This window comes from Flavobacterium lacisediminis (assembly GCF_025909975.1).
GTDB lineage: Bacteria > Bacteroidota > Bacteroidia > Flavobacteriales > Flavobacteriaceae > Flavobacterium > Flavobacterium lacisediminis.
Window position 1 is genome coordinate 43,927 of record NZ_JAPCIO010000008.1, and the last position, 23,060, is coordinate 66,986.

At 32.5% G+C, this 23,060-nt stretch carries 25 protein-coding genes; 18 read left to right on the forward strand and 7 right to left on the reverse strand.

From position 1 onward, the window contains the following. Positions 1 to 33: 33 nt before the first annotated feature. The 3 genes from OJ995_RS11580 to OJ995_RS11590 form a co-directional block, all read right to left on the reverse strand. Positions 34 to 537 (reverse strand): hypothetical protein, encoded by a 504-nt coding sequence (locus OJ995_RS11580; protein WP_264369565.1) that lies wholly within the window; start codon positions 535 to 537, stop codon positions 34 to 36. Positions 538 to 606: 69 nt separating this feature from the next. Next, positions 607 to 909, reverse strand: a complete 303-nt coding sequence (locus OJ995_RS11585; RefSeq protein WP_264369566.1) for a c-type cytochrome — start codon at positions 907 to 909, stop codon at positions 607 to 609. Positions 910 to 993: 84 nt separating this feature from the next. Further along, the gene (locus tag OJ995_RS11590) at positions 994 to 1,926 is read right to left on the reverse strand and encodes a peptidylprolyl isomerase (RefSeq protein ID WP_264369567.1); all 933 of its coding nucleotides are present in this window, start codon (positions 1,924 to 1,926) and stop codon (positions 994 to 996) included. Positions 1,927 to 1,998: 72 nt separating this feature from the next. On the opposite strand from OJ995_RS11590, the gene OJ995_RS11595 reads away from it, so the two are divergent. The 5 genes from OJ995_RS11595 to OJ995_RS11615 all read left to right on the forward strand — a co-directional run bounded on the left by OJ995_RS11595 (position 1,999) and on the right by OJ995_RS11615 (position 6,829). Beyond that, positions 1,999 to 2,796, forward strand: a complete 798-nt coding sequence (locus OJ995_RS11595) for a class I SAM-dependent methyltransferase (RefSeq protein WP_264369568.1) — start codon at positions 1,999 to 2,001, stop codon at positions 2,794 to 2,796. A gap of 17 nt (positions 2,797 to 2,813) precedes the next feature. Continuing rightward, the gene (gene trmD, locus OJ995_RS11600) at positions 2,814 to 3,491 is read left to right on the forward strand and encodes a tRNA (guanosine(37)-N1)-methyltransferase TrmD (protein ID WP_264369569.1); all 678 of its coding nucleotides are present in this window, start codon (positions 2,814 to 2,816) and stop codon (positions 3,489 to 3,491) included. Between the two features lie 62 nt (positions 3,492 to 3,553). Next, positions 3,554 to 3,976, forward strand: a complete 423-nt coding sequence (locus OJ995_RS11605) for a BLUF domain-containing protein (RefSeq protein WP_264369570.1) — start codon at positions 3,554 to 3,556, stop codon at positions 3,974 to 3,976. 118 nt (positions 3,977 to 4,094) lie between these two features. Continuing rightward, on the forward strand, positions 4,095 to 4,451 hold the full coding sequence (gene rplS / locus OJ995_RS11610; protein WP_264369571.1) for a 50S ribosomal protein L19: 357 nt from the start codon (positions 4,095 to 4,097) through the stop codon (positions 4,449 to 4,451). 155 nt (positions 4,452 to 4,606) lie between these two features. Then, positions 4,607 to 6,829 carry an NADP-dependent isocitrate dehydrogenase gene (locus tag OJ995_RS11615; protein ID WP_264369572.1) on the forward strand — a complete coding sequence of 741 codons (2,223 nt, stop codon included), beginning with the start codon at positions 4,607 to 4,609 and terminating at the stop codon, positions 6,827 to 6,829. 51 nt (positions 6,830 to 6,880) lie between these two features. On the opposite strand, the gene OJ995_RS11620 is transcribed toward OJ995_RS11615, so the two are convergent. Next, positions 6,881 to 7,543 (reverse strand): hypothetical protein, encoded by a 663-nt coding sequence (locus OJ995_RS11620; RefSeq protein ID WP_264369573.1) that lies wholly within the window; start codon positions 7,541 to 7,543, stop codon positions 6,881 to 6,883. A gap of 124 nt (positions 7,544 to 7,667) precedes the next feature. On the opposite strand from OJ995_RS11620, the gene OJ995_RS11625 reads away from it, so the two are divergent. From OJ995_RS11625 to OJ995_RS11665, 9 genes are all read left to right on the forward strand, one after another. Next, a complete protein-coding gene (locus tag OJ995_RS11625) occupies positions 7,668 to 10,037 on the forward strand; it encodes a TonB-dependent receptor (RefSeq protein ID WP_264369630.1) in 2,370 nt (789 codons plus the stop codon). Between the two features lie 4 nt (positions 10,038 to 10,041). Then, positions 10,042 to 10,869, forward strand: a complete 828-nt coding sequence (locus OJ995_RS11630) for a DUF4249 domain-containing protein (protein ID WP_264369574.1) — start codon at positions 10,042 to 10,044, stop codon at positions 10,867 to 10,869. Between the two features lie 120 nt (positions 10,870 to 10,989). Continuing rightward, on the forward strand, positions 10,990 to 11,652 hold the full coding sequence (locus OJ995_RS11635) for a thiamine diphosphokinase (RefSeq protein ID WP_264369575.1): 663 nt from the start codon (positions 10,990 to 10,992) through the stop codon (positions 11,650 to 11,652). Positions 11,653 to 11,663: 11 nt separating this feature from the next. Then, positions 11,664 to 12,878: an acyloxyacyl hydrolase gene (locus tag OJ995_RS11640; protein WP_264369576.1), complete on the forward strand. Its 1,215-nt coding sequence runs from the start codon at positions 11,664 to 11,666 to the stop codon at positions 12,876 to 12,878. Positions 12,879 to 12,913: 35 nt separating this feature from the next. Beyond that, positions 12,914 to 14,905, forward strand: coding sequence for an excinuclease ABC subunit UvrB (uvrB, locus tag OJ995_RS11645; protein WP_264369577.1), 1,992 nt, complete (start codon positions 12,914 to 12,916; stop codon positions 14,903 to 14,905). Between the two features lie 16 nt (positions 14,906 to 14,921). After that, entirely contained in the window at positions 14,922 to 15,656 is a 735-nt protein-coding gene (locus OJ995_RS11650; RefSeq protein WP_264369578.1) for a DUF4184 family protein, read from the forward strand. A 12-nt stretch (positions 15,657 to 15,668) separates the two neighbouring features. Next, the gene (locus OJ995_RS11655) at positions 15,669 to 16,142 is read left to right on the forward strand and encodes a DMP19 family protein (protein WP_264369579.1); all 474 of its coding nucleotides are present in this window, start codon (positions 15,669 to 15,671) and stop codon (positions 16,140 to 16,142) included. A 66-nt stretch (positions 16,143 to 16,208) separates the two neighbouring features. Next, the gene (locus tag OJ995_RS11660) at positions 16,209 to 17,099 is read left to right on the forward strand and encodes a Riean_0653 family protein (protein ID WP_264369580.1); all 891 of its coding nucleotides are present in this window, start codon (positions 16,209 to 16,211) and stop codon (positions 17,097 to 17,099) included. Between the two features lie 103 nt (positions 17,100 to 17,202). Then, complete coding sequence (locus OJ995_RS11665; RefSeq protein WP_194096503.1) at positions 17,203 to 17,640, forward strand: VOC family protein; 438 nt, start codon at positions 17,203 to 17,205, stop codon at positions 17,638 to 17,640. Here the strand turns inward: OJ995_RS11665 and OJ995_RS11670 are convergent. Continuing rightward, entirely contained in the window at positions 17,637 to 18,038 is a 402-nt protein-coding gene (locus OJ995_RS11670) for a hypothetical protein (protein ID WP_026725073.1), read from the reverse strand. The two genes, OJ995_RS11665 and OJ995_RS11670, sit on opposite strands and share 4 nt — an antisense overlap. Before the next feature lie 42 nt (positions 18,039 to 18,080). Here OJ995_RS11670 and OJ995_RS11675 point away from each other — a divergent pair, with 42 nt between their 5' ends. The 3 genes from OJ995_RS11675 (at position 18,081) to OJ995_RS11685 (ending at position 20,062) form a co-directional block, all read left to right on the forward strand. Then, positions 18,081 to 18,869: an alpha/beta hydrolase gene (locus tag OJ995_RS11675; RefSeq protein ID WP_264369581.1), complete on the forward strand. Its 789-nt coding sequence runs from the start codon at positions 18,081 to 18,083 to the stop codon at positions 18,867 to 18,869. Between the two features lie 65 nt (positions 18,870 to 18,934). Beyond that, positions 18,935 to 19,369 (forward strand): DUF1456 family protein, encoded by a 435-nt coding sequence (locus tag OJ995_RS11680; protein WP_264369582.1) that lies wholly within the window; start codon positions 18,935 to 18,937, stop codon positions 19,367 to 19,369. A gap of 150 nt (positions 19,370 to 19,519) precedes the next feature. Then, a complete protein-coding gene (locus OJ995_RS11685; protein WP_264369583.1) occupies positions 19,520 to 20,062 on the forward strand; it encodes a DUF4468 domain-containing protein in 543 nt (180 codons plus the stop codon). Positions 20,063 to 20,133: 71 nt separating this feature from the next. On the opposite strand, the gene menD is transcribed toward OJ995_RS11685, so the two are convergent. Beyond that, a complete protein-coding gene (gene menD / locus OJ995_RS11690; protein WP_264369584.1) occupies positions 20,134 to 21,786 on the reverse strand; it encodes a 2-succinyl-5-enolpyruvyl-6-hydroxy-3-cyclohexene-1-carboxylic-acid synthase in 1,653 nt (550 codons plus the stop codon). Positions 21,787 to 21,863: 77 nt separating this feature from the next. Here menD and OJ995_RS11695 point away from each other — a divergent pair, with 77 nt between their 5' ends. Further along, positions 21,864 to 22,358, forward strand: a complete 495-nt coding sequence (locus OJ995_RS11695) for a GNAT family N-acetyltransferase (protein ID WP_264369585.1) — start codon at positions 21,864 to 21,866, stop codon at positions 22,356 to 22,358. 67 nt (positions 22,359 to 22,425) lie between these two features. On the opposite strand, the gene OJ995_RS11700 is transcribed toward OJ995_RS11695, so the two are convergent. Continuing rightward, positions 22,426 to 23,019, reverse strand: a complete 594-nt coding sequence (locus OJ995_RS11700; RefSeq protein ID WP_264369586.1) for a glutathione peroxidase — start codon at positions 23,017 to 23,019, stop codon at positions 22,426 to 22,428. Positions 23,020 to 23,060 lie beyond the last annotated feature (41 nt).

Here is a 23,060-nt window from a genome sequence, read left to right on the forward strand (position 1 = left end):
TTAGCTTTTGGATATTACAATATTTAACTATAATCACTTTCTCTCCAAAATCACCTCAATCGGATTATTGCTTCTTGGTCCGAAACTTCTGGCTTGGCGTTCGTTTTCACTCGAACACAAAATGTACATATTAAAAGCTTGTAATTGTACTAATTGTTCTTTGTATTTTCCTTTTGTATCTTGAATTTTGATAAAAAAATCTTCAGCAGGAAATGTATTGGTTACTGAAAGTAAATAGGTGTCTCCCGAATACGGAAAAAACCATTTCTCAGCTTCGTTTGGTTTGCTAATTAAGTGATTTCGAGTAAAAACTAAGGCTTGATTACCGTATTTCCAACTGTATTTATTATTCTCGTTGATGATTTCTATTCCTTTTTCGTTGACCAACGTAATTTTTAAATCGGAAATATTATCTGATTTTCCTTCTTCATGAGCTTTTACAACTAAATAGGATGTAAAATCAAACCCACAATGCGGCACTTGCCCAAAAGAGAACAAAGAGAATAGTAAAAAGAAAATTGATAATTTGGTTTTCATAGACTTGAATTGGTGGTAAAAATACAAAAACAATACCAAAAAAATATCCGCCATATGACGGATACTTTTTTATTTTGTTAGATAAGCGTAAATCTTTTCTCTTTCTTCATCTGAAATTTTAGCTTCTTTTTGCATTCTTAATATGATAGGCTTCCATTGTTCTGCATTAAAATCTTTAGGACTATATAAATCGTGACATTTAGCACAATTATTTATAAAAAGAGTTCTACCTTCTGCTAGTTCAGCCGTTAGTGGTGCTTCAATAACTATAGGAGTATTTTCAACTTTTGGTGATTCTGGTTGAATAACTTTAGGCGAACACGAATAAATAAAAGTTCCTAAAAGGATTATTGCAATAAGTTTAATTTTCATATTTAAGATTTGTTTGATGGGTAAATATAAAAAAAAATCCCAAAAACAATGTTTTTGGGATTTTATATTGAGTATGAATACTAATTATTTTACATCCATTAATTCAACGTCAAAAACTAACGTAGCGTCTGGTGGAATTACCCCTCCAGCACCTCTAGAACCGTATCCTAAGTAAGAAGGAATTACAAAACGAGCTTTATCACCTACTTTTAAAAGAGCAATCCCTTCGTCCCAGCCCTCAATAACTTGTCCAACTCCTAATTGGAAATCAATTGGTTGTTTTCGTTTGTAAGAAGAATCAAATACTTGTCCGTTTTCTAATGCACCTTGGTAATGAACTGAAACTTTTTTACCTTTCTCAGCTTGTTTTCCACTTCCTTTTTGAATGATTTGGTAGCGTAATCCACTTTCAGTCTTTTGAAAACCAGCGGCTAATTTTTCCAAAGCTTCCTCTGCCATTTTTTTTTGCTCAGCAATTCTTTTCGCTCTTGAACCTTCAAATGTTCTGAAAGCTTCCAATGCATTCCATTTTTGAGCTTCGTCTCCTACTCTAATAATTTCAATACTTTCCAAAGCATCGTCACCTTCAACAGCATCAACAACATCTTGCCCTTCAATTACGTGACCAAAAACAGTGTGTTTTCCATCTAACCAATTCGTAGGAACGTGTGTAATAAAAAATTGAGAACCATTAGTTCCAGGTCCAGCGTTTGCCATAGACAAAACACCTGCCTTGTCATGTTTTAAGCTTGGGTGAAACTCATCGTCAAAGTTGTAACCAGGGCCACCTGTTCCTTGCCCCTGAGGACAGCCACCTTGTATCATAAAATCAGGAATTACACGGTGAAATTTTAATCCATCATAATAAGGTTTTCCCATTGGACGAGCCGAATTTTCTAATTGACCTTCTGCTAATCCTACGAAGTTACCTACTGTTCCTGGCGTTAAATCGTGTGTTAATTTTACTAAAATAGCACCTTTTGCCGTGTTAAATTTAGCGTATATTCCGTTTTCCATTGTTTTGATTTTTAATTTAAAGATGCAAAATTACAAAATAAATAGTAGATTTGATATACTTATTTGAATACTATGGAAGCAAAAGATTACATCAACATAAACAAAGAAACTTGGAACAACAAAGTAGATGTGCACATTGACTCTGATTTTTATGATATGGAAGGATTTCTGAAAGGAAAGTCAACCTTAAATAGTATCGAATTAGATTTACTTGGCGATGTAAAAGGAAAAAAAGTATTGCACTTGCAATGTCATTTTGGTCAAGATACCATGACTTTTTCGAGAATGGGTGCTAAAACTACAGGTGTTGATTTATCAGACAAAGCCATTGAAAGAGCTAGAGAAATCAATGAAAAATTAAATTTAGATGCTAGTTTTGTTTGCTGTGATATTTATGATGCTCCAAACCATTTGGATGAAAAATTCGATATTGTTTTCACGAGTTATGGTACGATTGGTTGGTTTCCAGATTTGGGCAAATGGGCAAAAATAGTTTCACATTTCTTAAAACCAGATGGAAAATTTGTTTTTGCCGAATTTCATCCTGTGGTTTGGATGTTTGATAACGATTTCAAAGAAGTCTTTTATAATTATTTCAATGTAGAACCTATTTTAGAAGAAGAATCTGGAACATATGCGGATAAAGAAGCTTCTCTTAATACAACTACTATCACTTGGAACCATCCTATTTCAGAAGTTTTAAACGCATTGATTTCAAATGGATTAGAAATTAATTCTTTCAACGAATTTGATTATTCGCCTTACAATTGCTTCAATCAAACCGAAGAATTTCAGCCGAATAAATTCCGAATCAAGCACTTGGAAAACAAAATTCCAATGGTGTATTCACTTTCGGCAACTAAAAAATAATCTACTATCTTTGCAGCATGCGAATTGATATTATTACCGTTTTACCCGAATTAATGCGAAGTCCTTTTGAGGCTTCGATAATGAAACGCGCCATTCAAAAAGGATTGGTCGAAGTCCATTTTCATAACTTAAGAGATTACACTACCAATAAACAAAGAAGTGTGGACGATTATCAATTTGGTGGCGGTGCTGGCATGGTAATGATGGTGCAACCTATCGACGATTGTATTTCGAAACTAAAAAGCGAAAGAACATACGACGAAATCATATACATGACACCTGATGGGGAAACCTTGAACCAAAAAATGGCAAATTCCATTTCGATGTACGAAAACATTATGATTTTGTGCGGACATTACAAAGGTGTTGACCAACGTGTTCGTGATATGCATATTACTCGAGAAATTTCGATTGGTGATTACGTATTAAGCGGAGGCGAAATTGGAGCAATCGTATTTTGCGATGCGATTATTCGATTAATTCCAGGTGTTTTAAGTGATGAAACTTCGGCTTTAACGGATAGTTTTCAAGATAATCTGTTATCACCCCCAATTTATACACGTCCCGCCGAATACAAAGGATTGAAAGTTCCTGAAGTTTTATTAAGTGGGAATTTCGCCAAAATTGAAAAATGGCGCGAAGACATGGCGTATGAACACACCAAGAACAGACGACCTGATTTATTGGATGATTAATCATTAAAAAGTTTTTTATTTGTTGCTATTTTCGTAAATTTATATCTCTAAAAAGATAAAAAATGCAACGTATTATCTATCTAAGTTCTGGAGTTAAAGTTTTTTCAGATGAAGAGATAAATAGTTTATTGGATATATCTAGAAAAAACAATGCAAATAATGACATTACCGGTTTGTTGCTTTATGTCGATGGTAATTTCTTGCAAATTATTGAAGGTGAAAAAGAAGCGATTGAAATTACTTACCAAAAAATTTTAAACGATTCTAGACATAAAAATATTATTCTAATTACGAATGAACCCATAAAAAAGCGTAGTTTTTCAGATTGGAAAATGGGTTACAGTATTGTCAATCCTGAATTTCTCATAAAACACCCCGAAATCAATCCATTTCAAGTCAAAAAAACGTCTAATATTGATAGTATTATCAATACTTTTATAGATACTTTTTTGAATTCTTTTCGAAACAAGGTGCTTTATAATTAAAAATAAACTACAAAAATTTGTATTTTCAATAAAATAACTTAATTTTGCACCCACTTTGAACCAACCTCTGACGATAACCGTGTATGTTGCTTTGAATCAAACATTTATAATTACGATTATGTCAAATTTAGTTGATTTCGTTAATAGCGAATTTGTAACAAAAAAAGATTTTCCTGCTTTCGGAGCTGGTGATACAATCACTGTGTACTACGAAATTAAAGAGGGTGAAAAAACTAGAACTCAGTTCTTCAAAGGAGTTGTAATCCAAAGAAGAGGTGCTGGAGCAACTGAAACTTTTACAATCCGTAAAATGTCTGGAGCTGTTGGTGTAGAGCGTATCTTCCCAGTAAACATGCCAGCTTTACAAAAAGTTGAAGTGAACCAAAGAGGTAAAGTTCGTAGAGCTCGTATCTACTACTTTAGAGATCTTACTGGTAAAAAAGCAAAAATCAAAGAAAGAAGATACAAAAACTAATTTGTACTTTCTCAAGTATAAAAAGCCGCAACATTGTTGTGGCTTTTTTTATTGAATTTTATGCAAGATTTAAGCATATATACTAAATTATTTCTCTCGAATTTCCTATATTTGGCAGATTTTACAAATTATATTCAAACAAACACATAACATTCATGTCCAATCAATCTAAAATAATGTATACCATTACGGATGAGGCGCCTATGTTGGCAACGCATTCGTTTTTACCTATTGTAAAAGCCTTTACAAAACCTGCAAACATTGCTATAGAAACCAGAGATATCTCTTTAGCTGGCAGAATTTTATCTAACTTTCCGGAGTTTTTAAAAGAAGATCAAAAAATTGGTGATGCACTTACCGAATTAGGACAACTAGCAAATACTCCAGAAGCAAACATTATCAAATTACCAAATATTTCTGCCTCAGTTCTTCAATTAAAAGAAGCGATTGCCGAATTACAATCGCAAGGATTCAATATTCCCAGCTATCCTGAAGAACCTCAAAATGATGCTGAAAAAGAAATTAAAGCAAAATATAGTAAAGTATTAGGTTCAGCTGTAAATCCAGTATTACGTGAAGGAAACTCTGATAGAAGAGCGCCAAAAGCGGTTAAAAACTACGCAAAAGCAAATCCTCACAAAATGGGAACTTGGACTTCAGATAGTAAAACCGAAGTGGCTCACATGAATTCAGGTGATTTCTACGGAACAGAAAACTCTACAACTATTGAAAAAGACGGGAAATTTAGAATCGTTTTCAATTCAGATAATGGAGCAAGTACTGTTTTAAAAGATTTCTCTAATTTAAAAGCAGGTGAAGTTATTGATACTTCAGTGATGAACTTAAATGCTTTAAAACAATTTGCTAAAGCAACAATTGCTGATGCTAAAGCGAAAAACGTAATGCTTTCGGCGCATTTAAAAGCAACGATGATGAAGGTTTCTGATCCAATTATTTTTGGAGCTATCGTTGAAACTTTCTTTGCTGATGTTTACACTAAGTATGCTGACTTATTCAATTCTTTAGATATCAATCCAAATAACGGATTACAAGATTTATATAATAAAATAGCAGGAATTCCTCAAGAAGTTGAAATTAAACAAGCTATTGCTGATACTTTAGCTAATGGTCCACGTGTGGCTATGGTAAATTCAGAAAAAGGAATTACTAACTTCCACGTTTCTTCAGACGTAATTGTAGATGCTTCTATGGCTGCTTTAGCTCGTAGTGGTGGAAAAATGTGGAATACAGAAGGAAAAGAAGAAGATACCATCGCTATTATTCCAGACCGTTCTTATGCTGGTTTCTATTCCGCTTGTATTGATGAAATGAAACAAAACGGTGCATTAGATCCTAAAACAATTGGTTCAGTTCCAAACGTTGGATTAATGGCTCAAAAAGCAGAAGAATATGGTTCTCACGATAAAACATTCCAATTAAAAGAAAATGGAGTTGTAAACGTGGAAGATGAAATTGGAAACGTTTTATTATCTCAAAAAGTAGAATCTGGTGACATTTTTAGAATGTGTCAAGTAAAAGATGCGCCTATTCAAGATTGGGTAAAATTAGCAGTTAACAGAGCGAGATTATCTGATACTCCAGCTATTTTCTGGTTAGATAAAGACAGAGCACACGATAGAGAAATCATCAAAAAAGTTGAGAAATACTTAAACGATTACGATACAACAGGCTTAGACATTCGCATTATGGATGTTAAAGATGCCATGAAAGAAACATTACGAATCATCCGTCAAGGAAAAGATGTAATTTCAGTTTCTGGAAACGTATTACGTGATTACTTAACTGACTTATTCCCTATTTTAGAATTAGGAACTTCTGCTAAAATGTTATCAATCGTTCCGTTAATGAACGGTGGTGGATTGTTCGAAACTGGTGCTGGTGGATCAGCTCCAAAACACGTAGAACAATTTATCGAAGAAGGTTATTTACGTTGGGATTCATTAGGTGAATTCTTAGCATTACAAGCTTCTTTGGAGCATTTAGCACAAACTCAAAACAATGCAAAAGCACAGGTTTTAGCAGACACTTTAGATGAAGCAAATGCAAAATTCTTAGCAGAAGACAAATCTCCAGCAAGAAAAGTAGGTGGAATTGACAACAGAGGTTCACATTTCTATTTAGCTTTTTACTGGGCACAAGCTTTAGCAAACCAAACTAAAGATGCTGAATTGAAAGCTACTTTCGCTCCAATTGCTGAAGCAATGACTACTAACGAAGCGAAAATTGATGCTGAATTAATTGCGGCTCAAGGTAAAGAACAAAAAATTGGTGGTTATTATCATCCAAGTTTTGAGTTAACTGAAAAAGCAATGCGTCCGAGTGAAACTTTGAATACGATTTTAGCAAAATTGAGTTAAGACTCAAACATTATACAACAAAAAAAGCGACCTGATTGGGTCGCTTTTTTGTTATTTTTTTTCCATTGGCTTAACATACTCAATTATAAATTTTGCTGCAACACCAGTATTCAAATTCCAGTCATTTGTTGTAATTAAATTATCGTTTTCATCATAAATAGCGAAAGTGGCGGTATTTGGACCAGACAAGCCTTGATTCAAAGCAACTATATCTAATAGATTATCTCCTTCACGCAATTCTACATAACTTGTTTTAAATTCTGAATCCAAATAAATCACATTAAATGCAGTAACTTCATTTAAAATTATTCTTACTTTATCCCCATCTGGATCCATGTGATCTCTAGTCATAATTTTCAAGACAGGAGTACTTACTTTAAACTTGCCAAAGAAAACATTTTCCCAACTTCCCTGTTGTGTTTCTTTATTTAATTTATCCTTTATTTCATCTCCTGGGTTTTTAAATTCATTTTTCTGAAGCAAAACACTTTCTTCTCCCTTTTTCTGATTTAATATCGAATAGCGTTTTAAATAACTATCATCTTTATCAAAAATACTCTTGTAAGGTAAAGTAGTCGTATTCGATTCTGTATCCACTTTTGCTGGTTCGTCCCAATTCAACTTTAGTTTAGAAGTTTTAAAAGGCGAATCTTTTTGTGCAAAAATTGACACAAATTGAAATAGGAAAAATAAAACGAATAATTTGGTTTTCATTTGAACTACATTGAAAGTGGTAAAATTATAACAATAATTGATTTTTGATTACAAATTAACATATGTTTTAAACTATTGCATATTTTTTTTGTGAAATTTGTAGTACAAAATTTATACCGAAATGATGCTACAACAAAAACTTTATTTGTTTTTATTCTTTTTTTCACTTTTGGGATTTGGACAAGAAAAAGTAACCCTGAGTGGAGTTGTTTCAGATGTTAATAACAACGAAACTTTAATTGGAGTTTCGGTATATGTTTCAGAACTAAATATTGGAACATATACAAATGAATATGGCTTCTATTCTATTACTCTACCAAAAGGAAACTACACACTTCAAATAAGTTATATTGGTTTTGAAACGCTATCAGAAAAAATTGAAATCAATCAAAATGTAAAAAAAAGCTTTAGCCTAAAAGAAAGCAAACAAGAACTAAACGAAGTTGTAATTACTGAAAACGCGTACAAAACCAATATCAAGAAACCAGAAATGAGTGTTAATAAATTGGCTATTAGCACAATTAAACAAATGCCTGTTTTATTAGGAGAGGTAGACATTATAAAATCGCTTTTATTTTTACCTGGTGTTACCAATGCTGGTGAAGGACAATCAGGTTTTAATGTTCGTGGTGGTGGAGCTGATCAGAATTTAGTGCTTCTAGATGAAGCTACGCTTTACAACACATCACATGTATTTGGTTTGTTTTCAGTTTTTAATGCGGATGCTATTAAAGATTTGAAATTGTATAAAGGAGGAATTCCATCTCGTTTTGGAGGTAGAGCTGCTTCAGTTTTAGATGTATACCAAAAAGACGGAAATAGCAATAAATTTAGCATGAATGGCGGAATCGGATTGATTTCAAGTAGATTATTAGCTGAAGGACCAATTGTAAAAGACAAAGGCTCATTTCTTATAGCCGGAAGAGGTTCGTATGCTCACTTATTCTTAAAATTAACCGACAATAAAAACTCTGCATATTTTTATGATTTAAACACAAAATTAAATTACAAACTCAACGAAAACAACAACATATACTTATCTGGTTATTTTGGTCGTGATATATTCAACTTAAATGAATCATTTCGTAATACTTACGGAAATTCGACACTTAACATGCGTTGGAATCACTTGTTTTCGGATAAATTATTTTCCAACTTATCACTGATTTATAGCAATTATTTTTATGGATTAGAGTTGGATTTTATTGGATTCAACTGGGAATCAACTATACAAAACTATAATTTAAAATACGATTTTAAATACTATGCTTCTGACAAATTGAAAATTAATTTTGGAGCCAATGTAACTAAATTCGATATTAATCCTGGAACCATAGAACCTTTAGATGAAGAATCTTCTATCAACTATAGACAATTGGATAAAAAATATGCTTTTGAAAATGCATTATATGCCGAAGTTGAGCAAAATTTAACTGATAAACTTTCCGTTATGTACGGAATTCGTTTTAGTTCTTTTTATAGAGTTGGAGCTTCCACAATCAACTATTATGATAACAATCAACCAGTTTTATATGATGAAGAGTTGAAAATTTATGAAAAAGCATCTCCAACTTCCACAAAATATTTTGGTTCGAATGAAAAAATAGCTGATTATTCAAATTTTGAACCTCGTTTTACGATATCCTACGAAATTGATAAAGATCAATCAGTAAAAGCAGGTTATAACCGAATGGTACAATACATGCAATTGGTTTCAAACACCGCTTCTCCTACTCCATTAGATGTTTGGACACCAAGTGACAATTACATAAAACCTCAACTAGCAGACCAAGTTGCTGTAGGATATTTTAAAAATTTTAAAGATGGTGATTACACTTTAGAATTAGAAACTTACTACAAAAAAGTACAAAACCGAATAGATTATATTGATGGTGCTGATTTAATTGCTAACGAAGCAATAGAACAAGTGTTATTAAACGGAAGAATGCGCTCCTATGGGTTAGAAATGATGATTAAAAAAAATGAAGGACCGCTAAGCGGATGGATTGCATACACTTTATCCCGTTCCGAACAACAAACTCCAGGAAGAACTCCAACAGAAATAGGAATTAACAATGGTGATTGGTATCGTTCTGCATATGACAAAACACATAATTTAGCGGTTACCGGAAGCTATAAATTAAATAAAAAATGGAGTTTTGGAGCTAATTTCACACTTCAATCTGGTCAACCTGTTACTTATCCGAGTGGAAAATATGTTTTTCAAGGTGTAACTGTTCCAAGTTATAATTCTAGAAACGAAGACCGATTACCAGCTTACCATAGAATGGATATTTCAGCGACTTTAACACCTAAAAAATATGAAAACCGCAAATTCAAAGGGGAATGGGTTTTCGGAATTTACAACATATACAGTCGCTACAATGCTGCTTCAATATCATTTAGACAAAATGCTGAAACTGGCGCAAACGAAGCGGTGAAACTTTCAATTTTCGGAATTGTGCCTTCAGTTTCTTATAATTTTAAATTTTAATATTATGAAAAATATATTTCTATATAGCGTTTTACTATTCGTAACATTATTTAATAGTAGTTGTGAAAAAGTAGTGGATATTGAATTAGATAATTCAGAACCAAAATTAGTTATTGATGCTATTATTAAATGGGAAAAAGGAACCACAGGTGAAAATCAAACCATAAAATTAAGTTTGACGAATGATTTTTATACTAATGAAATTCTTCCTGCTAATGGAGCTACTGTTACAGTTACAAATAGTTCCAATGTAATTTTCAATTTTACTGAAGTTCCAAATACTGGAGATTATGTTTGCGACAATTTTCAACCTGTAATTGGGGAAGTTTATACATTAGAAATTCAATATGATGGAGAAATATATACTTCTTCTAGTGCTTTATATCCAACTCCAGATATTATCAATGTAGAACAAGAAACCGTAGTTGGAATTAGTGATGAAGATGAAATTCAAATTAAATATTTTTATCAAGATAATGGCGCAGAAGAAAATTATTATTTGTTAGGTGTTAAAAATCCAAACAAACAATTTCCTGAATTTGGTGTTGTTAGTGATGAGTTTTTTCAAGGTAATGTCATGTTTGGTTTTTATGGTAGTAGCGAAACAGAGCCTGGAATTACACTAGACTTAAGTGTTCAGGGAATTTCAAAAAGCTATCACAACTACATGAATAAATTAATAGCAATTGCTGGAAGTGGTTCTGGAAACCCATTTGCAACTCCCCCAGCAACGGTAAGAGGAAATATTAGTAATATAACAACTAACTCAAATTATCCGCTAGGCTATTTCTTCTTGAGTGAAATTGATACCGTTAGTTATTTGGTTCAATAAATTTTAAAGGGCAATTACGATTACAAGTACAAAATTCAAAATTGAGATTGTACTTGACTTTTTATTTGTATTTGCACTTGATTTTTTTAAACGATATATTTACGGCATTAAATCTAAAAAATGTCATCACACCACATTGTTCGAGACGACCAAGAACCTGCTTTAATCATTGCTAATGGTGCATCCTGTAGCGAAGAATTGATGGGACAATTATTAGAATGGTCGCCTTTAGTAATTGTTTTAGATTCGGCAATTGAACGTGTTTTTGAATTAGGTATTAAGGTAGATGTGTTATTAGGTGATTTTGACAGAGGTTTTGATGCAGAACATTATTTAGAGAAACAATATCCTCTAGAAATTGTTTATGCTCCCAATCAAGATAAAACCGATTTAGAAAAAGCCTTCGATTACCTTATTGAAAAAGGACACAAAGCTGTAAACGTTATTTGGGCCACCGGAAGACGTGCCGATCATACCATTACCAATATTACTAACATTGTAGCGTATCGCAATCAATTAAAAATTGTAATTATTGACGATCATTCTAAAGTGTTTTTACTACCTAACAAATATGATAAATGGTATACTGCAAACACTACATTATCATTAATTCCGATTGGAAAAGTTAGCGGAATTACAACAAAAAACTTATTTTACCCATTATATAACGAAGAACTAACCATTGGTTATCGCACTGGAAGCAGCAATCACGTTACTGAAGACGGAATTGTTTCTATTATTCACGAAAAAGGCGATTTACTATTAATGGAATGTTGGGATTAAACAATTTGTCTATGAATTTAAAAAAATTACTATTTATCAGTTATATATTTTGCTCAATTATACCTGAATCTTTCTCACAAACTACATTTAATGTAGAATATGTATTAGGTAGAACATCGCCTGCCAATGAATTTTTTCCAGAACTAAAAGTAAATCAAACCCTGAGTTTATTTGTTGGAAAAAAACATTTTTCAGATGATGCTTGGGTAAAATCACTACAAAATCCAGAAACAGGTTTGCTTTTTCAATATAGCAATTATGGAAATAATGAATTTGTTGGTTCATCTTATAGTTTAATGCCTTATTTAGAAATTCCATTATTTTATTCAAAAACTAAACGTTTATCTTTAAATTCAGCAATTGGAGCTTCTTATTTTAACAAGAATTATGATGATGGGAAGAATTGGCAAAACAAAGCCATTTCTACAGATTTCACTTGGGCTTACCGTATGTTTTTAAATTATTCGATATTTTCAAATAAATCTATAGATACTCGAGCAAGTATTGGATATTCGCATCATTCCAATGGACATGTAAAATGGCCAAATCAAGGTTTAAATACTTTTTCTGTCGGCTTAAATTTGAAATTTAATCCTCAAAAAACTCATACCGATTCTATTTCATTAAATGACACAAAATATGCTCCTGTTAAATTTTATCATATCAAAGCAGGCATCGGTCAGCAATCTATTTATAGATTAGATAACGACACTAAAGAAGTATATTCCACTTCTTTTTCTTATGGTAAAATTTATAAAAATACATTTAAAGTAGGACTAGGGTTCTTCTATACTTTTTACGAAAGTTATTACGATTACATTAAAGACGAAAAATTCTTAGTGAATGAAGACTATCCAGAATTAAAGAAAAACCCAATTTACAATTCGTCTGCTTATGGTATTTTTATAAATGGAGAACTTTTAATGAATCATTTTGCTGTTGAAGCACAACTAGGTTTCAACATTGACAAGCCATTTTATAAAATTGATTACCGATTAAATAGTGAAATTTATGTTCCGGAGACAGGCGATTATATCCCTAATGAATTAGATAGTTATTACACTCTAAAGCGCTATATTTCCGGAAAATTAGGTTTAAAATATTATGCTTGGAATACTAAAAACATGCCGAAACACAATTTATCAATTGGCGCTTACATTTGTAGTAATTTAGGACAAGCTGATTATAGTGAATTAAGTTTAGGATATACTTACATCATTAAATAAAATATGTAGTATTTTTGTAAAAATACTTGCTTTAAATGAAATTCCAAGTCGTATCCGAATATAAACCTACTGGTGACCAACCGCAAGCCATTGAAAAACTTTCAAAAGGCATTTTAAATGGTGAAAAGTACCAAACATTGTTAGGTGTAACCGGTTCTGGAAAAACATTTACGGTGGCTAATGTGGTGCAAGAAGTACAGCGTCCAACTTTAGTGTTAGCGCATAACAAAACCTTAGCGGCACAGTTGTATTCTGAATTCAAGCAGTTTTTCCCAAATAATTCAGTGCAGTATTTTGTTTCGTACTACGACTATTACCAACCTGAAGCTTTTATTCCCGTTACTGGAACGTACATTGAGAAAGATTTATCAATTAATGATGAATTAGAAAAACTGCGTTTAAGTACTACTTCTGCCCTACTTTCGGGACGTAGAGATATTATTGTGATTTCCTCAGTTTCTTGTTTGTACGGAATTGGAAATCCAGTTGAGTTTCAAAAAAACGTAATCAATTTAGAAGCAGGTCAGCAAATTTCTCGTACCAAGTTACTACATCAATTAGTCCAAAGTTTATATTCAAGAACCGAAGCTGATTTTGCCGCAGGAAATTTCAGAATCAAAGGCGATATTGTGGAAATCTTTCCAAGTTATGGCGATGAACCGTTCCGAATTCACTTTTTTGGTGATGAAATCGAAGAAATTGAAGCCTATGATCCAAAAACATCGCAAGTCATTGAAAAGTATGAAAAACTGACGATTTATCCAGCGAATATGTTTGTGACTTCGCCAGATGTGTTGCAAAATGCGATTTGGGCTATCCAACAAGATTTGGTAAAACAAGTGGATTATTTCAAAGAAATAGGTAAACATTTAGAAGCAAAACGATTAGAAGAACGTACCAATTTCGATTTAGAAATGATTCGCGAATTAGGCTACTGTTCTGGAATTGAAAACTATTCACGTTATTTAGATGGTCGTGAACCCGGAACTAGACCCTTCTGTTTATTAGATTATTTTCCTGATGATTTCTTAATGGTGGTCGATGAAAGTCACGTTACGATTTCGCAAGTACACGCTATGTATGGTGGCGATAGAAGTCGTAAAGAAAACTTAGTAGAATATGGTTTTAGATTGCCCGCTGCCATGGACAATCGCCCACTAAAATTTGAAGAATTTGAAGCCTTACAAAATCAAGTAATTTATGTTTCTGCTACACCTGCTGATTATGAATTACAGAAAACAGAAGGTGTTTATATAGAACAAGTCATTCGTCCAACAGGATTATTAGACCCAATTATTGAAATTCGTCCAAGTGCGAATCAAATTGATGATTTAATTGAAGAAATTCAATTGCGATGCGAAGCCGACGAACGTGTTTTGGTGACTACTTTAACCAAACGTATGGCGGAAGAATTGGCAAAATATTTAACTAAAGTTTCGATTCGTTGTCGTTACATTCATTCTGATGTAGATACGTTAGAACGTGTAGAAATCATGCAAGATTTGCGTAAAGGAATCTTTGATGTGTTAATTGGTGTGAACTTACTTCGTGAAGGTTTGGATTTACCCGAAGTTTCTTTAGTTGCCATTTTAGATGCGGATAAAGAAGGTTTTTTAAGAAGTCATCGTTCGTTAACACAAACTGTAGGTCGTGCTGCGCGTAACGTAAATGGAAAAGCGATTATGTATGCGGATAAAATTACCGCTTCGATGCAAAAAACCATTGACGAAACCAATTACAGAAGACAAAAACAAATCGATTACAATACCAAAAACGGATTAGCGCCAAAAGCTTTAAATAAAAGTTTAGGAAGTGCATTAAGTGGTAATTCAGTTTCTACAGGTTATTATGAAAAAGAAGCTCTAAAAGCGGCCGAACCAGAAAGTTTATACTTGAGTAAACCCGAAATTGAGAAAAAAATTAGAGATTTACGCAAAATGATGGAAAAAGCAGCTAAAGAATTAGACTTCATGCAAGCAGCGAAATTGCGTGACGATATAAAAGTTTTACAAGAGAAAATTAAATAAAAACCAAATAAAAAAAATGCCTTTTACTTTTTCACATCCAGCAATTGTATTACCATTAAATTATTTACCTAAAAAATGGTTTTCTTTAACTGGTCTGGTAATCGGCAGTCTTACTCCTGATTTTGAATATTTTATTAGAATGAAAATCAAAAGTGAATATAGTCACACTCTAGAAGGCCTATTTTGGTTTGATTTACCTTTAGGTGTTTTGCTTGCATTTATTTTTCATAACATAGTTCGAAATAATTTTTATAACAACTTACCTTTATTTTTTAAATCAAGATTTTCAGTTTTTAAATCGTTTAATTGGAATACCTATTTTAAAAAGAATTGGTTAACCGTGATAATTTCAATTTTTATTGGAGCAGTTTCACACATTTTCTGGGATAGTTTTACTCATGTTGACGGTTATTTTGTCGAAACAATTCCAAGCTTGTCTAACTCTTTAAACTTTATTTCTTTAGAGATCCCAATATTGAAAATCTTACAACATTCTTCAACCTTAATTGGTGGGTTAGTAATCTTTTTTACTATTTATAAATTACCGTCAAGTAAGACTGAAAAAGAAAATATAAATTCGAAATACTGGGCAATTGTTTTTGGAATTACTTTTATAATAATTGCTTTAAAGATTTTAGCCGGACTTGATCCAAAGCAATACGGAAATGTAATTGTAACAGCTATTTCAGCAATTCTAATATCATTAACAATAACACCTTGGCTAATCAAGAAAAAACAAAACAACAATTAAATAAAAACACACATGAGTAACATTGCAAACATTCTAAAATTAGAAGACGAAATCAAAATCATTGAAGCTATTGGAGAAATCATTTGGCAGAAAAAAGAAGAAACAGAGGATTTCTCATCGTTAACCGATGAAGAGAAAGTATTCGTTTTTGTAGATTTATTTGAAGGTGCTATGGGAGAAGGTGGTTTTCAATTCTTTTTTAGTTCAGAAGCAGGTGATTTTGCAGAAGAAGTTATCACATCCTATAAAGAAATTAAAGCATTTAAAACGGCGGAATTAATTTCAAAAGCATTGGGTTTATTTCCAGCTAAAACCTATTCGTCTGACGTGGAAAAAAGAATAGCATTCATTGAAAAAGCGGATGAAAACATCATTTCAGGTTGGGAAGACTTAGACGAATTATTTTTCGAAGACGAAACTGAAGAAGATATCGTAACATTAATCGTAGATTATATTAAAGCCAACGAAAATCAATTTGGAGCTTAATTAAAATTTGCAAGATAAATCTTAATATTTTACTTTTATACCAATTAACTATTATAAATGAAAAAAATGAAAAAAATTATTACTCTTATCTTGTGTTTCGTTGTCCTAACTTCATGTTCAAGCGATTCTTCTGATGAATCATCATTAACGGGATCAATTACTGCCACTATCGATGGTCAAAATTGGCGCTCTAATGTAGCTGTTGCCGCAGTTCAATCTATTAATTTTGGTGACATTAATGGTAGTGTACTTCAAATTTTAGGAACTGCATCAAATTCTTCATCGTTAGCTATTAATATTCCTTTACAGAACTTATCAGTAGGAACTTATACTTATAATGGATTCGATGCAGATGGAAATTTAAGTTACAATACTATGGAAGACTCATATAGTTCTGATGAAACGGGTGGAACATTCACATTAACAATCAACTCATACAACAGTAACAACGGAACAATTTCAGGAACTTTTAGTGGAACCTTAATCGGCTTTGATTCTCCAACACAAATGTCAATAACCAATGGTACATTTAGCAATATTAGAGTAATTAGTCAACAATTATATTCTAATGGAAGTATGTCATTAAAATTAAATAGCGGTACTGTTTTCAATATGGATACAGATAACAATGATGGTAAGTATTTAATGATTCAGCAAGTTAGCGAAGCTAATAAAATAGTGGTATACGGATACAATACAAATATTGGTGCTGATTTTGGTATTTATTCCATCATGATTCCTGAAAATGCAACTGTTGGTTCACATTCAATTGATGGAAATAATTATGATGCTGGTTTCAATAATAATTCTAATATTGACTACACAACAACAGGAGGAACTATAAACATTACTTCTCACTCAGGGAATACAATTGTAGGAACTTTTAATTTTACAGCAACAGGAAATTCCCAAACCATGACAATTTCCCAAGGTAATTTTAGTATTACTTATAACTAAAAAAAAAGAGTGCTAGTTCACTCTTTTTTTTTAGTTCTATTTGATAAAACCTATCTTAAAAAAAATTTATACTTTTAAGTAATCAATCATAAAACAATAAAGTATGGCAACAGTAAATGTATATCTTACCTTTAATGGTAATACAGAAGAAGCTTTTAATTTTTACAAATCGGTTTTTGGAGGCGAATTTACTTATATGGGTAGATTTAAAGATATGCCAGCCGATGAAAATTGTCCACCTCCAAGTGAGGAAGAAGGCAATCGCATTATGCATGTAAGTTTGCCTATTAGTAAAGAAACCATTTTAATGGCAAGTGATAGTACTTCGTTTAGTGGCGATGTTACTTTTGGAAACAATTTCTCTGTATCTATCAATACAGACAGTAAAGAAGAAGCCGATAAATTGTTCAATGGACTTTCTGCAGGCGGAAACATTATTATGCCAATGGAAAAAACATTCTGGGGAGCTTATTTCGGAATGTTTACCGATAAATTCGGCATCAATTGGATGGTAAATTTCGACGAAGTTCTTGCAAACTAATTATGTTGCTCAGTAAAAACGGACAATAAAACATCTCCCTCAACCATTCGGTTTGGGGAGTTTTTCATTAAATTCAGTACGCGTTTCATCGCATACGGATTTAATCCCATATTAATTCCAATTTCATTGATTTTGATTTGTTCAGCATCGTGTAAAACGCCATCGCAATGCATCAATAACGCCAAACGATAAAACTGACAAATTCGGTGGAACTCATCTTTTATTACGGTAACTTCACCTCTATTTTCAAATAATTTATGAAAAACGGTTTTCTCAATTTCTAATTCCATGGCTACCATTTCTAAAAAATCGTACTCTCTATCGTGCAATTCGCCATCGATTAAAGCAAAACCAATCATTTCCTGTAATAAACTTATTTTTTCTTGGTAACTGTCCATCAAAATAGTATTTTTATGTTTTAGATGAATTCAAATATAAAAATGAAAAAGCAGTATTTCCCATTTTTGTTCTTTTTTTTATTAACATCTCTTTCGGGATGGTCGCAAAGCAAAGTTACTTCTTTTATGATTGAAGCTCCACAATTACAGACTTCAAAGAAAATTTGGTTGTATTTACCTCACAATTATGAAACTTCAGAAAAGAAATATCCCGTAATTTACATGCACGACGGGCAAAATTTATTTGATGATAAAACGGCTTTCGCAGGCGAATGGAGAGTAGATGAAACTTTAGATTCTTTAAAAGCGGAAGTCATCATTGTAGGAATTGAACACGGCAACGAAAAACGAATGGATGAACTTACACCTTATCCAAATGAAAAATATGGTGGCGGAAAAGCCGATGCTTATTTGGATTTCATTGTAACTATCTTAAAACCTCATATCGATACCAATTACAGAACGAAAACAGGTAAAATGAATACCGCTATTGCAGGAAGTTCACTTGGCGGACTCGTTTCCTATTACGCGATTTTAAAATATCCTAAAATCTTTGGAAAAGCAGCTATTTTTTCACCTTCTTTTTGGTTTAACAATAGCATTTATACTTTGACGGAAAACACCAAAAATCTCAAAACCAAATTGTATTTCATGTGTGGCGATAGCGAAGGTGAAACCACAGTAGCCGATATGGACAAAATGGTAGACTTAGTCAACGATAAAAGATGCACTTGCATGCATTTAACCAAAAAAGTGGTAATTGTTAATGGTAAACATAATGAAAAATTATGGAGCCAAGAATTTGGAAAAGCGTACCTTTGGCTTTTTTAAAGGGTTTCAAGTTTTAGATTAAAGAAAAAATCTTTAATCTATGTTCCAAAAATAAAAGATATAAAATGAATAACAACGATGTTTTTAAAAAGTTACGTGTAGCCTTACAATTACGCGATGACCAAATTATTGAGATATTAAACTTAGTGAATTTTAGAGTTTCTAAAGGCGAATTAGGTAATATATTTAGAAGCGAAGACCATCCCAATTACATGGAATGTGGAGATCAATTATTGCGTAATTTCCTTAATGGATTAGTGATTTACTTACGTGGCACAAAAGAAGACCCAAAAAATCCAAGAGAAGTTTTAGACCAAATTGCCAAAAACAAAACCTCAATCTCAAAAGACGCCAAAAAACCCGAAACCAAAAAACCATTCCAACCGAAATCGGCAACGGACAAAAAACCATTTGGACAAGGCAAGCCTTCTACAAAAAAGCAAAAGCCAGAAAGCCCAGTTGAACGCTTTAAGTTTAATTCTGGTAAAAATAAAAAGTAAATAGAATCCTCAAGTAATTGGGGATTTTTTTTCAATATTTACAGCTTAGTCCAAAAAAGTTTATTTTATCTCAAAGGTTTTTTTCTATTTTAGAAAAAATATATTATTATTGTATTCGACTTAACCATTATTAAATCAAGCTCCATAAATATGAAAAAAATCCTTTTACTATTAGTATTGACTACATTCACCATGAGTGCCCAACAAAAATTCGATTTTCCATTGAATGAAAACGGGCAAATTATCTTCTCGGAAGTTGTATCTGCAGAAGGAAAAAACAAAGATGACTTGTTTAACAACTCCAAAATGTTCTTTGTAAATATCTATAAAGAAACACAGGATAAGATTAAACAGGATAAAGAAGCTTATTCAGTTACTGATACCCAGTATTCTTTCATGACCATTAAGGCAAACGGAAGTGAGACAAAAGTAAAATTATTTTACACTGTTTCTATCATGTCGAAAGACGGCAAATACAAATACGAAATAAAAAATATCTTTATCAAGTCGAGTGCTGAAACAACTGTAGAGAAAATGTTTGATAAATTGGCTTCGGAAAAAGCGGTGGATAATCCAAAATTAATGGAAACTCTTAAAGCGTATTATGCAGAAATCAATTCTACAATTGAAACCATTAAAAGCGATATTAAAAAGGAAATGGCAAAATCTAGCGCAACAAAAAGTGACTGGTAGTTTAATTACAAGATTCAATAAAAAAACGCTATCAAAAAAAATTGACAGCGTTTTTTATTTAAATATGTATTTTACTTCAACCTTCTAAAAAATTCCAATAAAATATCATTATTCTCTTTTTCTGGAGTGAAAACTTCTAAAATACTTGGTTTTTCGTTTTGGCTTAAGAATTTAGCATATTGTTGTTGTAAAGTAGCTTCATTATTCGCTTCAAAATAATCTAGTCCATACATTTTAGCTAAATGTGAGGCGTTTAATTGGTGCGAAGTTTCAAAATAGGTGTTAAACGTTTCCGTTTCTTGATGTCCTGGTAAAATTCTAAAAATACCGCCACCGCTGTTGTTTAATAAAATGATTTTAAAGTTTTTTGGGATGTAATTATTCCACAAAGCGTTGCTGTCGTATAAAAAGCTGATATCACCTGTAATCAAAATCGTTGGTAAATTTGTCACAGATGCAGCTCCAATGGCAGTTGAAGTACTTCCATCAATCCCACTCGTACCACGATTACAAAAAACTTGTATGCTTTTATCTAAATCAAACAACTGCAAATAGCGTATCGCTGAACTATTACTAACTTGCAATTGAATGTTCTTTGGCAAGTTTTGACAAATAAAATCAAACACTTTAAAATCCGAAAACGGAATTTTTGCAGTGTATTCTTGATGTTTCGCTACTCTATCTTTCCAAATAGCTGAAATACTGGATTTATAGGTACTTTCAATCGTATTTTCAGTCAATAACTGACTCAAAAACGTATTGATTTTCGTTTCAAAATGATTCGTAAGTGCTCCAAAAGTATCATAGGCACGTAAATCGTCCACATGCCAATGGTGTACTGGTTTGTATTTTCGCAAAAAGGCTTTGATACGTTTCGAAACCACCATTCCACCGAAAGTCAACAAAATTTCAGGCTGAAACGCTTTGAAATCATCCTCTGTAAATGGTGTAATCAACGTATCAATCTGATCGATGAAGGTTGGGTGATGTAAATTCGATGTTTTTTCGGTTAACACCACAACACTTGGATCATTCGCTAAAACATCCAAATACTTTTGCTCTAACGAATTTGGGAACAACTCTCCTACTAAAACCAATTTCTTAGTCGCTTTATTCCAAGTTTCTATAGTGGAATTTCCTAAAGAGAAAGGTTTGTTTTCAGTATTAAAATTAACAATTTCAGGTTGTACTTGTATTTCGGAAACGGTTTCATATAAAGGTTCTTCAAAAGGTGCATTAATGTGAACTGGCCCTTTTTGGGTAACCGCAACATGCAACGCCATTTGAATGTTATTATCGTTTTCAGTTGATACATTTTCTTGCAAATTAGCATTGTACAAACTGTGATTCGCAAAAACATTTTCCTGACGAATCGTTTGACCGTCTCCAATATCTATCTTATTTTGTGGTCTGTCCGCAGAAATGACTACTAACGGAATTTGACTATAAAAAGCTTCCGCCACCGCAGGATAATAATTCAACACTGCAGAACCCGAAGTACAAACAACAGCAACAGGTTTCTGAATTTGTTGGGCAATTCCCAAAGCAAAAAATGCGGCACAACGTTCGTCAGCAATACTGTAACATTTGAAATACGGATTATTAGTAAATCCAATCGTCAAAGGTGCATTGCGAGAACCTGGTGAAATTACGATATGTTGGACTCCTTTTTGTTGGCAAATTTCGATAATGCTTTGCGCTAAAGGAATTTTTGGATACATCATTTTAAAAAATAACTGGACTACAAAGTTACGAAGTTGAAAAGGTTTTTAGTACTTTTACTACGTAATTTCTTTGCCAAATGGAGATAAAAATTAGAGACTATAAAATAACAGATTGCCCAGCCATTTTAGACATCATCAACGATGCTATTTTGAATTCGACTGCACTGTATGATTACAACGTTCGAACTTTAGCCACACAAGAAGCTATTTTTGAAGAAAAAGTTCAGAAAGGTTTTCCTGTGATTATTGCCGAAATGAATAATGAGGTTGTAGGTTTTGGTTATTATAGTGAATTCCGATTCAGAGAAGCGTATAAATTCACAGTAGAACATTCGGTTTATGCGAATAAAAATGTTATTGGAAAAGGTATCGGGAAATTATTATTAACCGAATTAATCGTAAGAGCCAAACAACAAAACCTTCATACGATGATTGGCGTTATCGATTCTGAAAATAAGAATAGTATCGATTTTCACAAGAAATTTGGCTTCGAAGAAGTTGGTTTTATTAAAGAATCAGGCTTTAAATTTAACCGATGGTTGCATTCGGTTTTTGTTCAGAAAATGCTTTAAAATTAGTCGCAGTTCTCAGTCACAGTCAACAGATACTGAAAACTGCGACTGAAAACTAAATACTAAATTATTTCCCTTCAATCCAATTTACGATTTCAGCATCGGTTGGCAACGTTCTTGGAGACACTACTTTTGCTAATTCACCATTTTCATTGATTAGGTATTTTTGGAAATTCCATTGTACTTCGCTATCTTCTAATCCGTTTTTAGCATTTTGTGTTAAGAATTGGTACACAGGATGCATATCGCCACCTTTTACCGAAATTTTAGCCATCATAGGAAACGAAACTCCATAGTTTTGTTGGCAAAACGTAGCAATCTCTTGATTTGTTCCTGGCTCTTGTGCTCCAAAGTTGTTTGCTGGAAAACCTACGATTACGAAATTTTTGTCTTTGTATTTTTCGTAAATCGCTTGTAATTGTTCGTATTGCGGTGTTAAACCACATTCAGAAGCTGTGTTAACTACTAAGATTTTCTTTCCTTTTAGTGTTGAAAAATCAAAAGTATCTCCGCTTAAATCTTCTACTTTAAACTGATAAATGGTTTCTTTTGTCATAGGTGTTGTGGTTGCTGTTGCGGTAGTTGGTTGCTTTTTTTGTGCCTGATTTTGACAACTAAAAAGCAATGCTGCTACTGAAAACAAGGTTACTAATTTCTTCATCTTTTTTTTATTTCAAATTTAGGGTTTTAAAACGCAATTTT

Bases quoted from the DNA above. Each gene is read 5' to 3' on its own strand.
- OJ995_RS11580 (WP_264369565.1), bottom strand. From the start codon at position 537: ATGAAAACCAAATTATCAATTTTCTTTTTACTATTCTCTTTGTTCTCT.
- OJ995_RS11585 (WP_264369566.1), bottom strand. From the start codon at position 909: ATGAAAATTAAACTTATTGCAATAATCCTTTTAGGAACTTTTATTTAT.
- OJ995_RS11590 (WP_264369567.1), bottom strand. From the start codon at position 1,926: ATGGAAAACGGAATATACGCTAAATTTAACACGGCAAAAGGTGCTATT.
- OJ995_RS11595 (WP_264369568.1), top strand. From the start codon at position 1,999: ATGGAAGCAAAAGATTACATCAACATAAACAAAGAAACTTGGAACAAC.
- trmD (WP_264369569.1), top strand. From the start codon at position 2,814: ATGCGAATTGATATTATTACCGTTTTACCCGAATTAATGCGAAGTCCT.
- OJ995_RS11605 (WP_264369570.1), top strand. From the start codon at position 3,554: ATGCAACGTATTATCTATCTAAGTTCTGGAGTTAAAGTTTTTTCAGAT.
- rplS (WP_264369571.1), top strand. From the start codon at position 4,095: ATGTCAAATTTAGTTGATTTCGTTAATAGCGAATTTGTAACAAAAAAA.
- OJ995_RS11615 (WP_264369572.1), top strand. From the start codon at position 4,607: ATGTCCAATCAATCTAAAATAATGTATACCATTACGGATGAGGCGCCT.
- OJ995_RS11620 (WP_264369573.1), bottom strand. From the start codon at position 7,543: ATGAAAACCAAATTATTCGTTTTATTTTTCCTATTTCAATTTGTGTCA.
- OJ995_RS11625 (WP_264369630.1), top strand. From the start codon at position 7,668: ATGCTACAACAAAAACTTTATTTGTTTTTATTCTTTTTTTCACTTTTG.
- OJ995_RS11630 (WP_264369574.1), top strand. From the start codon at position 10,042: ATGAAAAATATATTTCTATATAGCGTTTTACTATTCGTAACATTATTT.
- OJ995_RS11635 (WP_264369575.1), top strand. From the start codon at position 10,990: ATGTCATCACACCACATTGTTCGAGACGACCAAGAACCTGCTTTAATC.
- OJ995_RS11640 (WP_264369576.1), top strand. From the start codon at position 11,664: ATGAATTTAAAAAAATTACTATTTATCAGTTATATATTTTGCTCAATT.
- uvrB (WP_264369577.1), top strand. From the start codon at position 12,914: ATGAAATTCCAAGTCGTATCCGAATATAAACCTACTGGTGACCAACCG.
- OJ995_RS11650 (WP_264369578.1), top strand. From the start codon at position 14,922: ATGCCTTTTACTTTTTCACATCCAGCAATTGTATTACCATTAAATTAT.
- OJ995_RS11655 (WP_264369579.1), top strand. From the start codon at position 15,669: ATGAGTAACATTGCAAACATTCTAAAATTAGAAGACGAAATCAAAATC.
- OJ995_RS11660 (WP_264369580.1), top strand. From the start codon at position 16,209: ATGAAAAAAATTATTACTCTTATCTTGTGTTTCGTTGTCCTAACTTCA.
- OJ995_RS11665 (WP_194096503.1), top strand. From the start codon at position 17,203: ATGGCAACAGTAAATGTATATCTTACCTTTAATGGTAATACAGAAGAA.
- OJ995_RS11670 (WP_026725073.1), bottom strand. From the start codon at position 18,038: ATGGACAGTTACCAAGAAAAAATAAGTTTATTACAGGAAATGATTGGT.
- OJ995_RS11675 (WP_264369581.1), top strand. From the start codon at position 18,081: ATGAAAAAGCAGTATTTCCCATTTTTGTTCTTTTTTTTATTAACATCT.
- OJ995_RS11680 (WP_264369582.1), top strand. From the start codon at position 18,935: ATGAATAACAACGATGTTTTTAAAAAGTTACGTGTAGCCTTACAATTA.
- OJ995_RS11685 (WP_264369583.1), top strand. From the start codon at position 19,520: ATGAAAAAAATCCTTTTACTATTAGTATTGACTACATTCACCATGAGT.
- menD (WP_264369584.1), bottom strand. From the start codon at position 21,786: ATGATGTATCCAAAAATTCCTTTAGCGCAAAGCATTATCGAAATTTGC.
- OJ995_RS11695 (WP_264369585.1), top strand. From the start codon at position 21,864: ATGGAGATAAAAATTAGAGACTATAAAATAACAGATTGCCCAGCCATT.
- OJ995_RS11700 (WP_264369586.1), bottom strand. From the start codon at position 23,019: ATGAAGAAATTAGTAACCTTGTTTTCAGTAGCAGCATTGCTTTTTAGT.